The sequence below is a fragment of the Acidaminococcus sp. AM33-14BH genome, assembly GCF_003603525.1.
GTDB classification, from domain to species: Bacteria; Bacillota; Negativicutes; order Acidaminococcales; family Acidaminococcaceae; genus Acidaminococcus; species Acidaminococcus intestini.
Genome location: NZ_QTNG01000003.1, coordinates 53639 through 65596 on the forward strand (window position 1 = coordinate 53639; position 11958 = coordinate 65596).

Annotated in this window: 12 protein-coding genes and 1 other RNA gene; 8 read left to right on the forward strand and 5 right to left on the reverse strand. The window is 46.3% G+C overall.

The features are described 5' to 3' along the window. Positions 1-751 precede the first annotated feature (751 nt). The 3 genes from DW817_RS02915 to DW817_RS02925 form a co-directional block, all read right to left on the reverse strand. On the reverse strand, positions 752-1672 hold the full coding sequence (locus tag DW817_RS02915; protein ID WP_009015436.1) for a LysR family transcriptional regulator: 921 nt from the start codon (positions 1670-1672) through the stop codon (positions 752-754). A gap of 106 nt (positions 1673-1778) precedes the next feature. Next, positions 1779-2609, reverse strand: coding sequence for a S9 family peptidase (locus DW817_RS02920; protein WP_009015435.1), 831 nt, complete (start codon positions 2607-2609; stop codon positions 1779-1781). Continuing rightward, on the reverse strand, positions 2606-3868 hold the full coding sequence (locus tag DW817_RS02925; protein WP_120110969.1) for a dicarboxylate/amino acid:cation symporter: 1263 nt from the start codon (positions 3866-3868) through the stop codon (positions 2606-2608). Before DW817_RS02925 ends, DW817_RS02920 begins: the two co-directional genes overlap by 4 nt. A 232-nt stretch (positions 3869-4100) precedes the next feature. Between DW817_RS02925 and ssrA the strand changes: the two genes are divergently transcribed. The 3 genes from ssrA to DW817_RS02935 all read left to right on the forward strand — a co-directional run bounded on the left by ssrA (position 4101) and on the right by DW817_RS02935 (position 6317). Beyond that, positions 4101-4447, forward strand: a transfer-messenger RNA (tmRNA) gene (gene ssrA, locus DW817_RS02930). A 632-nt stretch (positions 4448-5079) separates the two neighbouring features. Next, a complete protein-coding gene (locus tag DW817_RS10660) occupies positions 5080-5331 on the forward strand; it encodes a hypothetical protein (RefSeq protein WP_196800432.1) in 252 nt (83 codons plus the stop codon). Continuing rightward, positions 5328-6317, forward strand: a complete 990-nt coding sequence (locus tag DW817_RS02935; protein WP_207802098.1) for a reverse transcriptase domain-containing protein — start codon at positions 5328-5330, stop codon at positions 6315-6317. Before DW817_RS10660 ends, DW817_RS02935 begins: the two co-directional genes overlap by 4 nt. A 217-nt stretch (positions 6318-6534) precedes the next feature. Here the strand turns inward: DW817_RS02935 and DW817_RS02940 are convergent, their stop codons facing one another. After that, positions 6535-7083, reverse strand: coding sequence for a flavodoxin family protein (locus DW817_RS02940; protein WP_120110973.1), 549 nt, complete (start codon positions 7081-7083; stop codon positions 6535-6537). A gap of 178 nt (positions 7084-7261) precedes the next feature. Between DW817_RS02940 and DW817_RS02945 the strand changes: the two genes are divergently transcribed. The 4 genes from DW817_RS02945 to DW817_RS02960 all read left to right on the forward strand — a co-directional run bounded on the left by DW817_RS02945 (position 7262) and on the right by DW817_RS02960 (position 11018). After that, a complete protein-coding gene (locus tag DW817_RS02945; protein ID WP_016459508.1) occupies positions 7262-8635 on the forward strand; it encodes a PLP-dependent aminotransferase family protein in 1374 nt (457 codons plus the stop codon). Between the two features lie 154 nt (positions 8636-8789). After that, entirely contained in the window at positions 8790-9575 is a 786-nt protein-coding gene (locus DW817_RS02950) for a PhzF family phenazine biosynthesis protein (RefSeq protein ID WP_009015430.1), read from the forward strand. A 48-nt stretch (positions 9576-9623) separates the two neighbouring features. Next, positions 9624-9998 carry a RidA family protein gene (locus DW817_RS02955; RefSeq protein WP_009015429.1) on the forward strand — a complete coding sequence of 125 codons (375 nt, stop codon included), beginning with the start codon at positions 9624-9626 and terminating at the stop codon, positions 9996-9998. Between the two features lie 39 nt (positions 9999-10037). Then, on the forward strand, positions 10038-11018 hold the full coding sequence (locus tag DW817_RS02960; protein WP_009015428.1) for an NADPH:quinone reductase: 981 nt from the start codon (positions 10038-10040) through the stop codon (positions 11016-11018). Between the two features lie 76 nt (positions 11019-11094). Here the strand turns inward: DW817_RS02960 and DW817_RS11010 are convergent, their stop codons facing one another. Beyond that, the gene (locus DW817_RS11010; RefSeq protein ID WP_026385585.1) at positions 11095-11412 is read right to left on the reverse strand and encodes a transposase; all 318 of its coding nucleotides are present in this window, start codon (positions 11410-11412) and stop codon (positions 11095-11097) included. 66 nt (positions 11413-11478) lie between these two features. On the opposite strand from DW817_RS11010, the gene DW817_RS02970 reads away from it, so the two are divergent. Then, a complete protein-coding gene (locus DW817_RS02970) occupies positions 11479-11688 on the forward strand; it encodes a hypothetical protein (RefSeq protein ID WP_026385584.1) in 210 nt (69 codons plus the stop codon). The last annotated feature ends 270 nt before the right edge of the window (positions 11689-11958 follow it).

Sequence of the window (11958 nt, forward strand, 5' to 3'; positions counted from 1 at the left end):
CACGGCAGGCTTCCCAGAAGTACGGACAATCAATGTACGACGTCGTCTGGCTGCTTTGTGTTTTTTCAGCATCTGGGCCAATCTGGAGCCATATTCGAAAAAGGTCAATGGAAAAAAGACAGGAAGGAAAAGTATGACGAACCTTTTTAAAATCGTCTTGATCAGGTGGAACGGCATTCGCCGTTTCTAAGACAAAAGACCATAAGGTGAGTCTCTGTGAAGATTACATTCATTTCTAAATTCAGTAATGAATGAGAATCTGACTTCAGCTAGTGCTCAAAACAAAAAGTCTTATTCCGAATTGGTGTCTTGATTCGGGGTAAGGCCTTCTTTTTTATTTATTCTTTAGGTTCGATGCACCAGCATCGAACCGTCACCGTCAGATCTTTCGCCTTGCCAAAGCGGGGGACCGAAACGGGGAAATTTCCAAACACAAGTTACCTCTGAATTTTATCCGTTTTGATGGAGGATGAGGACGCGCAGTGACGTTACCTCACTCGCGTTAGCGAGGCATACTCGCCCGAGTCCCAAGCCCGTTTTGGAGCAAAGTGGAAGGACGCAGGGACATGGTTAAGGGCAAATGTAATTCGGCGCCCATTCCCGCAGGGACACGGTTTGGCGCCGGCGTTAGGGCTTTTCCATATCCTTAGCCAGCTTCCGGAGGCAGCCTTAGCCTTGTATTCTTTTCGCTTGACAGCTGCGGACATGGCCGCGAGACAGCTAGAGCCGAACGCTCGAGACAGCTCGACCGCTATTTTCCCTTCCCATCAAACTCTTTCTTTAACAGCTCAATCAAATATTTCTCCGCTTTATTAAGATACGTTCCTTTTTTATAAAGGGCTTGGATGGGAAAGACGGGTGGATGGTCACTGTAGGAAAAACTTGTCCCATTTTGTTTGTCCCCGAGGATGATGACCGTGCGCTGGGGCACAATGGTGTAGCCCATCCCGCAGGCTGCAAGCTGGACGGCATCGTAGCTGCTGTCAACTTCCGTGAGAATATTGGGAATGATGCCTTCTTTTTGGAAGACGCGGTCCACAATGGTGCGGATGAAGTGTCTTTTTTTAACGGCAATAAAGGGCTTTTTAGCAATCTTATTGAAGTTAATGCGGCGCGCTCCTTTGTCCCAAAAATCTGCATCGCTGAAAAAGTCCGGTGCGGCAATGAGAGGAATCTCTTCGTCGTAGATATGTTCCTTATGGATTCCTACAGGCAGCTCGTCATCAAAATAGGGGACGATGATAAAGGAGACCTTTCCCATTTGTAGAAGCTCCAAGAGGTCACTCGTGCCGCCTTCTTTAAAAAAGAGCTGGGAGGCCGGGTACTTTTCACGCAGGCGCCCCAGAACAGGGCGAAACATATAACCGGCCCGGCCCGATGGGATACCGACAATGATATCGCCGGAACTTCCTATCTTGAGATCAGCGATGCGATTTTTCATATCCGTTTTTTCGCGAAGAATGAGGCGTGCCGTCTTAACGTAGATCCGCCCTGCATCCGTGAGTGTTAACGGCTGATGGGAGCGGTCAAAAAGTTTGGCACCCACTTCCTTTTCAATTTGGGCCAAGGCATGGCTCAGGGATGGCTGGGAAATGAAAAGTTCTTTGGATGCTTGGGTGATGTTCCGGCAGTCCGCTACCGTGACAACGTATTGCAGTTCTCGAAAATCCATAAGCCCTCCATAGAAACAATCGAATCGATTTCTTATTTTTCATCAATTATATCATAGCAAACCAGAAAAGAGCCTTTCCTTGAAAGGAAAGGCTCCTTGACTTACCTTATGAAAGGCTTTCAATAAACGTCCCCACCGTTTCAATCAGTTTCAGTCGGCACGTATCAAGAGAATGGTTGCCCAGAAGGTCGACACGCTGGTGAATAGCCTGAGACTGCTGGTCTGTAAGAAGGTTCCAGAAGGGATCGATCATGTATTGGGGTGGGGCTGTCGTATCTTTTTCACCGCCGATGATAAGGATGTTCTGATCCTTCAAAGGGTAGGCAGCAAGAGGGAAGGCCCATTCGTCGCGGTGCGTTTCACTGTCATTGACTAACGCTTCGGGGCTTTCGATATGAAGGACTGTGGCCGCTTCTGTGAGCATGGAGGCAAGGCCTTCTTTTCCGAGAAGGGTTTCCGCCCCCTTGTGATCAAAGGGGCAGTAGGCGATGACGCCGCGCAGTTCTGGATGGCGCTTTGCAACGTTGATAACCGTGTTGCCCCCGTTGGAGTGTCCAAGGAGAAAGACACGCAATGGGTCAATGGCATAGCGGTCCGTGCCGCCTGTGGCAAGATAGGAAAGGACCGCTTCCGTATCTTCTAGACAGTGAGAAAACGAGTAGGTGCCGGCACTGCCCCAGGCTCCACGGTGATAGAGCCTGATGACGACGCAGCCCATTCGGCGCAGGCTTTGGCATAGGTCGTCGTTGTTATTGGTGCCGGGAATGCCGTGGCAGACAATAACGGCTGGATGGGGCGCATCATAAAGGCCGCTGGGAAGGTACGCTTCGCCTAACAGGCGGTCGCCTGCAACCTCAAGGATGAAGTCCTGTGAATCTGGCTGAGTGGCATCTCCGTAAGGCGGTTCCTGCAGGACATATTGGGCATTGATTTTCATTCTATGGCCTCCTGATTTGGGTTCAAGTTTTGTTTATACCAGTCTTTCCCGTGGAAAATGCGCGTAATGAGCATGGAAACGACGGTGTCGCCGCAGGAATTGAGAAGTGTGCAGCCTGGATCAAAGAGTTCCACAATCATGAGCAGGATGGGAAAAGCCGCTTCGGGAAGGCTGAAAACAGAAACAATCATGGTTTCGCCGGCCGCTCCCCCGCCTGGAACACTGCTTGTTGCAACAGAAGAGGTTACACCTACAAAAATGGCAAGAAGGAAGGCAAAGCCTTCGAGGGGAACCCCAAACATCGTCGTTGCCAGCACTTCGGCATAGACCATGGCGATGCAGGCTCCATCCATATGGCAAGTTGCGCCCATGGCAATGACAACACTTGAGATGTCACGCGGTACGCCCAGTTTATCACAGGCTTCCATCTGAAGCGGAATCGTTGCTGCTGACGAACGTGTCCCAAGGGCCGTCAGGGCCGGAGCGAGAATGACCTTAAAGAAATTCCGTACGCCCCAGGGACCTGCGGCTAGGAAAGCATAAAAACCAAGGAAATGGAAAAAATAAAGGAAAACGACGGAATAAAAGACGAGCATGGCATTGCCATAGGTTTTTAGGAGCTCAATACCATAGGTTCCGGTGAGGTCCGCAAAGTAGGCACCAAGGCCAAGGGGCGCAAGCTTCATGAGATAGGCCACCATTTTATAGCAGACCTTGGTCATGGCGTTCATCCAGTCGATAATCGGCTTTGCTTCGTCGCCAAGACGGGAGACGCAGATGCCAAAGAATATGGTCATGATGATGAGGGGCAGGACGTGGTAGCGGGAAATGAGAAGCGGCAGGTCGCCGACCGTGAGGGTCCCGACAATCTGGTCACTGACGCTGATGGGCTTTGCTGCCGCTGCATTTTTGGTCACGGCCGTAAAATTTGTCGGAACCCCTGTAAAATGGGTCACGACAAGGATCAAGATGGCAGAAAGGATGGCCGTCGTTACAAAAATAAGGAGCGTTAGTCCAATCATCTTGCCGACCTTGCCCGTATCCTTCGTATTAGCAATGGAGCCCGCAATGGAAAAGAAAATAAGGGGAACAATCAGGCAGAAGAGGAGATTGAGGAAAATCTGTCCAATCGGTTTGAGAAAAGAGACCTTGTCCCCAAAAACAAGGCCCAATATAGCCCCAATCACGCATCCTGTAATTAGAATGATCGGATCCCGGTAACTGCTGAGGGGTGCTGTTTTTGTTTTTGTGCTCATCATAACACGCTCCTTAAAAATAAGTAAGTCTATTATATTCCTACAGCTATAATAGGAAAAGACATAACGCGATTTTATACAATAAATGAAGAAAATAAATAAAAATCATGAAAATTATTAATATTAATGAAAAGATTTCTGATAATCATGCAGTCATTCTCGGCTCAGTGTAACTCATTTTACTTTCATTGCTTTTTGGCGATGGATGTGCTATGATGAAGCTCAAATAAACCCTGGGGATGTACTGGTTTCGACGGGGGTAGATGTTGTGTGATAAGCGAGCTGGGATTCCATCAACCCCATAAAACGGTGGAAACGCGTTATAAACGCAGAAGATTCTTACGCTTTAGCAGCTTAATTGCTAACGTTCCTTTTCTTCATTCCTGCTGAAGGAAAGTGAACGACACTTGCAGGATACCACAGGGCCAATTCTCGGAGGTCGCGTGGGAAATCCATCGAGATAGGGACTGATTAGCCCGCCAATAGGCGATGATGCCCCGAAATAAAGTATGTTGGATGCGCTCGGAGAAAGTTGCATGGCAATGCTTTCGGACAGGGGTTCGACTCCCCTCATCTCCACCAATTGAAAATAAGCCCTGCTTTGGGCTCAGGCGGCACCGCATGGATGAATCAATCCATGCGGTGTTTTTGTGCGCCCGGCATAGGGGCACTCTTAAGGATGCAAGTCCTTAGACTGTTCGAGTAAGTCATAGCCGAACACCAAAAGCGACACCGTGAGGTGGAATCTGAAGGAAGGTGCAGGCAAATCTCTGACCTGACGAACAGAAACCGCATAAGGCCAATTCGGGATGGATAAGGGAGTAAAACAGACTGAAGTCCCATAATGACTCGGAATCCCCAAGGGTAGATGCGGCAGGTGGGTGGAGAGAAAGAGTGTGTTCTTACGCGGGGAGGCCTCACGGATAGGGCCGGAGCCATGAAAATGGCAGCTGTGGCCCAAACAAGATTTATCGTGAGGAAGTCAGCAGAGGCCATCGTCCTGGACGGGTTATAGACCGTCCAGGAAGGGCCGAATCTTAGGAAATATCAGTTAGTGAAGGGAGTCAAAAGAGGTCATTAAAAGCAGAAAACTTCATAGAGAAGGTTGCCCGCGAAAAGCAGCTGCCAAGCGGCAAGGATATGCGGGAACGCCTATCCCTGTGAGGAGTGCCGAACACAACGACATCATTGCAAACTTGTGAGCGGACACTTTGTTGGGGCAAGTCCTGAGGCGAGACAACCTGAATGCCGCGTATCACAGGGTAAAGGCCAACAAAGGATCAGGCGGTGTCGACAAGATGAGTGTAGATGAACTTCTACCGTACCTTGGAGAGCATCGACTGGAACTCTTACAGCAGATACGGGATGGGAAGTATAAATTCAAACCCGTCCGACGGGTAGAAATACCCAAAGAAGAAAAAGGAAAATTCCGTAAATTGGGAATCCCGACGGTTGTGGACCGGTGATACAGCAGGCGATTACGCAAGAGCTGACGCTGGTATATGAACCGCAGTTCTCAGACAGCAGTTTCGGCTTCCGGCCGGGACGCAAAGCGCATGACGCCCTGAAACAGTGTAAGGCCTATGCAGATGCAGGATATGTCTATGTGGTGGACATGGATTTGGAGAAATTCTTCGGCAATGTCTACCAGAGTAAATTGGTAGAAGTCCTGTCAAGAAGCATCAAGGACGGAGCTGTCATCTCACTGATACACAAATACCTGAATGCAGGAATCATGAACCACGGGATATTTGAGAGAAGCGAAACAGGCGCTATACAGGGAGGCCCCTTAAGCCCACTATTAAGCAACGTGATGCTTAATGAACTGGACGAGGAACTGGAACGGCGAGAACATAAATTTGTCCGTTACGCCGACGAATGCATGATACTGTGCAAAAGCAGGAGAAGTGCAGAGAGGACCTTGGAAAGCATAACACGATACATAGAAAGGAAACGGTTCCTCAAAGTGAATCGGGAAAAGACGCCGGCTCCATACATTAGCCGGGTAAAATACCTGGGATATGGATTCTACAGGAGGAAAGGGAAACTTCGTTTTCGTGTGCATGCAAAATCCGCAGCAAAGATGAAGGAGAAGGTGAGGGCCATTTTAGACCGCAACAAACTAACTCCGAATGCGGTAAGGCCCATCAGGCTGAAACAGTTCATCCACGGATGGGTCAATGATTTCAAGCTGATAGACATGAAACAGCTGCTCATGGAAGTGGATACATGGATACGGCGGAAAATCCGGGCAATCTACTGGAAACAGTGGAAGAAGGTGCGAACAAGGTACTGCATGATGCGCCAATACGCAATTCCAGAATGGAAAGTGCATGAACTGGCAAGTTGCCGAAAAGGACTATGGAGAGTGGCGCTTATGCTGAGCTCATTCCTTACGAACGAAGAAATAGCCCGCCCTGGTTATATAACCATGACGAGCTATTACAAATAAGTTTGTGAAAACGAGGAAACCGCCGCGCTTCGAACGGTACGCACGGTGGTGTGAGAGGTCGGGATCTCTATTTAGAAATCCCTCCTACTCGTATTTCTGGGGATTGTTATTTCACATTCCCTTTTTGGCGCAGTCTGAACGAATCAATACAATAACCTCAAAACTAAGCATTAAAAAAGCTCCATCTTTTAGGATCAAAGGTGTAGTGTGTACATCCTTACAGTTGGTCAGCCAGAGCTCGAGCTTGTTCAGGTCCGGCAGTTTGCTGTAGTTCGCCAGGTTTATCCATAGAGAAAATAAGGATTTCGCCTATGTTTTCCCATCCGAGATAGTCAATGGCCTTATGGTATGGCATGATGATACCTTCCATGTCGCTTGTGCTCTGAGACCGGCAAGTGCAGAGCAGGCCAGCTTTTTTACCGGCAATGGCTTCTTTTTTGCCAACACAGAAGCTATAGAGTTTATCAATCAGGCATTTAACTTTGCCAGGTATGGAAAACCAATAGGTCGGTGTCGCGAGGATGACAGCATCTGCTTCTTCAATATAAGGTGCTACCGTATTGAAATCATCGTCAAAGGTGCAGGCTTTACCCGTCTTGAAGCAGGTATCGCATCCATGACAAGGACCGATATTTAGATAGGCAGCATCGAAGCGTTTGACAGAGTGACCTTTTTTTTGAGCCTCTTCAATGAATGCTTCAGCAAGAGCGGTACTATTGCCATCTTTACGAAAACTGGATGTGATAACTACAATTTTTTTACCCATACTCTTTTCTTCCTCTCTTTTTATGGATATTTTCTTTATATTTTTTTCATGATATCATGAATATATACTGCATTCAATAATAAAATTGTATGTAAAACAATTACGCGTATATAATGTAAATGGATTTACTTTACTCACTATTTACGTTAAAAAACAGACAGAAAGGGGACCGATACCTATGTCCATTAATTCGTTTGATAACTATTATATGTCCTGGAAGCCTCAACTGAACCGCACCAATCAACCATTGTATATTTCGTTAGCCAGACAACTTGAAAATGATATTGCTACTGGTGTTTTGCTGCCAGGAACTAAACTGCCGCCACAACGTGAATTAGCTGATTTTTTAGATATTAATGTCAGTACAGTAGTACGAGCTTTTAAACTCTGCTCCAATAAAGGCCTGCTTACTAGTACTGTTGGAAGTGGCACGTATGTAGCGTACGATGTGGTGACTAATATTTTCGATACACCTGCAAAAAAAAAGCCTTATCTGATAGATATGGGTTCTCTTACACCGGAAACAATTCCTCAGGATGAAGTCGTGACGCTCTTGGAGAAAATGATACAAGAAGATGATTTTGGACGACTGTTGCAATATAATCACTCTGCTATGTTGTTTCATAAAGAGGCGGCCGTGAAATTACTTGATCGGGCAGGATGCCATACTGATGCTGATCATGTCCTTTTCGCCAGCGGCGGCCAAAATGCAACGTATGCTGTACTAGCGGGGCTTTTCAGGCCTGGTGATCGTATTGGTACAGCACCTACTGTGTATCCAGGGCTAAAAAGTGCTGCCAAGCTTATTGGCATTCATCTCGTTCCTATTCGGCAGGAAAATAATGAATTTACGGCTGAAGCAATTCAGTACGCCTACCACAATGAAGGTATCACCGGTCTGTATGTCATGCCGGATTATCAGAATCCAACGACCCATAGTATGCCACTATCCTGCCGAAAAATGATTGCACGCCTGGCCAGAGATCTGGATCTTCTGGTAATAGAAGATGGCATTAACTGTCTGCTTTCTCCACACATTCATCAGTCTATTGCCAATATGGCTCCGGAACAAACCATCTTTCTTGCCAGTTTATCCAAAACGCTGATTCCAGCTTTACGTTTAGCCTATATTAAGGCTCCTAAAAAATATTTTAAGAATTTGCGCAACGCCTTATATGCGATTCAATTATCTCCATCTGCGTTATTAATGGAATTGGCATCGCGCATGATCGTTTCAGAAAAATTTGAAGGCTTGCTTGAACGACGGCGCCAGGGGTTGAAAATTCGCAACGGGATTGTTGATGAAATTTTAAAAGGCTATGATGTGCGTGGCACGGAAGAATGTCTCCATCGCTGGTTGATTTTATCAGAAGATATGTCCGGAGAGCAATTTGAGCACCTTGCTTTGGAACATGGCGTCTATGTCTATGGCTCACAACGATTTGCTGTCGGTAAAGATATGCCTGTCCATGCGGCTAGACTGGGTATTTGTGTACCTTCTACGTATGATGAGTTACGAGAAGGCCTGAAAATTCTGCGTCAACTATTATGATGAAAAAGCAAAAATCAATTGAAATATATTTATTAAATCGTACTGCACACAATTTTAATATTGAATGAATATTGACTCTCTAGTATACTTGAATAAATCAAATAAACAGGTTCCCAATCGGGAAACAAACGAAGTAGAAGGAGGATTGATGAATATGAAGTACTACGTTGTTGATGCGTTTACTGAAGAATTATTCAAAGGTAATCCGGCAGGGGTTTGCCTGGTAGATGAATTCCCTACAGATGAAACCATGACGAATATCGCTGCAGAAAATAGACTTTCTGAAACGGCTTTTGTAAAGCATAAAGTAGATGGCATTTATCGTGTCCGCTTTTTCACACCTACATCAGAAGTAGATTTGTGTGGCCATGCTACATTGGGTACAGGGTTTGTCCTCGCAAATTTTGTGGAACCGGGTAAGAAAGAATTCCATCTGCGTGCCAATCAAGATGATATTGTCATTACCGTTCGCGAAGGCGGATTGTATGAAATTGAATTCCCATCCTGGCATCCCCAAAAAGTTGCAGTGACCAAAGAAATGGAAGATGCCCTTGGCTTCAAACCGGAAGCTGCTTGGCAGACACGCGATCTCATCATTTTAGCGAAAGATACAGATACGGTCCAAAATTTCCAGCCCGATTATCAGGCTATTGCCCATATGACCGATAAGCTAGGTGTCCTCATCACGGCTCAAGCTAGTGACAGTGAATTTGTCAGCCGCACTTTCTTCCCCAATATCGGTATTCCGGAAGATCCGGTTTGTGGTTCTGCTAACTGCTCGTTGATTCCGCTCTGGTCTCAGCGTCTCGGTAAAAAAGAGATAATCAATCATCAGCTGTCGCCTCGCACCGGTACGATTTACTGCCGTGACGGAGGTAATGTAGTTAAGATTAGCGGCCATGTAACGCTCTATAGCACGGCCGAATTAAATATCCATTAATCAAGTATTTTGTACGATATCTAACATATCCAGAGGAGGCTATCTATTATGAAATGCATCTATACAAATAAAGGCGCTGATCCGCAGGCACCATATTCTCAGGCAATGGTAACGGGGAATCTCGTATTTACAGCAGGCCAGATCGGACTGCTTCCTGGTGGTACGCAACCTGCCGGTGATACTGTAACGGAACAGGCAGAACAAGCTTGCAAAAATATCCAAAATATTCTTGAGGCGGCTGGCACAAGCTGCAAAAATGTCGTGAAAACCACTGTTTTTCTCAAAGACATTGCATACTTTGATGAATTCAATACAGTATATAATAAGTATTTCCCTCATCATCCGGCTCGCACCTGCGTGGCTGTCGTAGCGTTGCCGCTTGGCTATCTCTGTGAAATTGAAGCCATTGCTGAAATCAAATAAGATTCTTTTAAATACCCGTATAAAAAGGAAGAACCTGTCATGAAAGCTATCGTAATGAAAGAATTCGGCGGACCGGAAGTACTGAAATATGTTGATGTACCTGACCCGGTACCGGAAGCTAACGAAGTCCTGATTAAGCTTGCATTTTGCGGCGTCAATCCAAATGAAACCTATGTCCGTACAGGCACATATAATTTCTATAAACCGGAACTGCCTTATACGCCCGGCTATGACGGCGCTGGAGTAATAGAAAAAGTAGGTGCAGGTGTCACGCATGTGAAAGTCGGCGACCGCGTTTTCGTTGCAGCTCTGTTGGCAAAACGCAATACTGGTACCTATGCGCAGAAAGTCGTTTGCGATGCTGATTCGGTCCACAAGCTGCCGGATTTCATTTCCTTTGAAGAAGGCGCATCCTTTGGTATTCCGGCAATGGCTGCATACCGCGCTTTGTTCCATCGTGCTCACATCAAGGCCGGCGAAATTGTAATGATCCATGGGGCTGAAGGCGGTGTAGGATCGTTAGCTGTTCAGATGGCAAAAGCTGTAGGTGCCATCGTCATTGGTACAGGCACGACTCCTGAAGGCTTGGACATCGTCCGTTCCTTTGGAGCTGATTATGCAATCTATCACCTCAAAGCAGACAATCAGGATGAATTGATGGAATTAACCAAGGGGAAAGGCCCGGACGTCATTATTGAATTCCTGGCAAATGTCAATCTGCAGACCGATTTGAAGGTGATTGCAAAATATGGCCGTATCGTAGTCGTAGGCAATCGTGGCACGATTGAAATCAATCCGCGCCTGGCCATGGCCAATGAATCTACTATCCTAGGCATGGCTCTGTGGAATGCTCCGGCCAATGAATATCGGGAAAGCCTGTTTGCATTGCGTGCTTTTATGCAAAGCGGCGCTGTTCGTGCAAAAGTTGGAAAACAGCTTCTCTTGAAGGATGCTGCTCAAGCACATAACGAAATCATTAATGGTTTGGCAAAGGGAAAAATGATCCTCAAAATCGAATAACGACCATAGTCCATTGTAATTCCTGATTTGGTAAAGTAACTATCTTTTTACTAAAAATCCATTTTAAAACGATTCTTCACGTATTTTTGGGGGATGCCAAATCATACGCAGGTAAAGACAAGTACCGAATCAAGGTAAAAAAGTATCTGTCGTTCTTGTACCCATATGCATTCCGTTTGGCAACCTTAATCATGTTGTACCCTTCCAATCGGCTTGTGTTAATAGGGCATTTGGCGTGATTTGCCAGACCATCGATTCGCTTTTCCTTTAGCTTGGCGAACCGGACCAAGGCCGGTATCACGCTCGCCTTGGCCGCCTTAAACCATCGTTTCCACCTCTCGACAGCCTTCTGGTAGTCTGTTATCGCATATAGCTTATTCATTTCTCCCTTCATGGCGTAGCAGATTCCCACGGCTGTTTACGTAGTTTTACGAGCAATACAAATCAGAAGAGCTAAATTATGACTCAATCAAAAAGAGGGGGAATGCGCCCAGGTGCTGGGCGTCCTAAAGGTTCTGTTAGCCCAGAAGGAACAAGAAAACAGCATCAGGTCAGGGCTTTTGATGATGAATGGGATCTCATCTACAGATTTGCCAAGCTTATAAAATCCGGGAAAATTAAAGCTTGCAAGGTCGCAGTAGAAAAGCTTGGAAAAAGCAGCATTGACTAAAAGTGCGCACTAAGTGCGCACCAAAATCATTTTAGTCATAAATAGTTAGAAACGTAGCCACTTTGTTAAGAGACTCCCCTCATCTCCACCAATTGAAAATAAGCCATGCTTTGGGCTCAGGCGGCACCGCATGGAACATAGAATCCATGCGGTGCTTTTTGGGTGTACCGCCCGGCTCCGACAGATAAAGGGCCTTTAAAAAGATACGGCTCACTACCGCCTTTTTCTTAAAAGTGCTATGATAGACCTAAGAGATGATCTTGAAAGGAG

Excerpts from the sequence above, each read along its gene's own strand:
- DW817_RS02915 (WP_009015436.1), bottom strand. The coding sequence starts at position 1,672 with ATGGATTTTCGAGAACTGCAATACGTTGTCACGGTAGCGGACTGCCGG.
- DW817_RS02920 (WP_009015435.1), bottom strand. The coding sequence starts at position 2,609 with ATGAAAATCAATGCCCAATATGTCCTGCAGGAACCGCCTTACGGAGAT.
- DW817_RS02925 (WP_120110969.1), bottom strand. The coding sequence starts at position 3,868 with ATGATGAGCACAAAAACAAAAACAGCACCCCTCAGCAGTTACCGGGAT.
- DW817_RS02940 (WP_120110973.1), bottom strand. The coding sequence starts at position 7,083 with ATGGGTAAAAAAATTGTAGTTATCACATCCAGTTTTCGTAAAGATGGC.
- DW817_RS02945 (WP_016459508.1), top strand. The coding sequence starts at position 7,262 with ATGTCCATTAATTCGTTTGATAACTATTATATGTCCTGGAAGCCTCAA.
- DW817_RS02950 (WP_009015430.1), top strand. The coding sequence starts at position 8,790 with ATGAAGTACTACGTTGTTGATGCGTTTACTGAAGAATTATTCAAAGGT.
- DW817_RS02955 (WP_009015429.1), top strand. The coding sequence starts at position 9,624 with ATGAAATGCATCTATACAAATAAAGGCGCTGATCCGCAGGCACCATAT.
- DW817_RS02960 (WP_009015428.1), top strand. The coding sequence starts at position 10,038 with ATGAAAGCTATCGTAATGAAAGAATTCGGCGGACCGGAAGTACTGAAA.
- DW817_RS11010 (WP_026385585.1), bottom strand. The coding sequence starts at position 11,412 with ATGAAGGGAGAAATGAATAAGCTATATGCGATAACAGACTACCAGAAG.
- DW817_RS02970 (WP_026385584.1), top strand. The coding sequence starts at position 11,479 with ATGACTCAATCAAAAAGAGGGGGAATGCGCCCAGGTGCTGGGCGTCCT.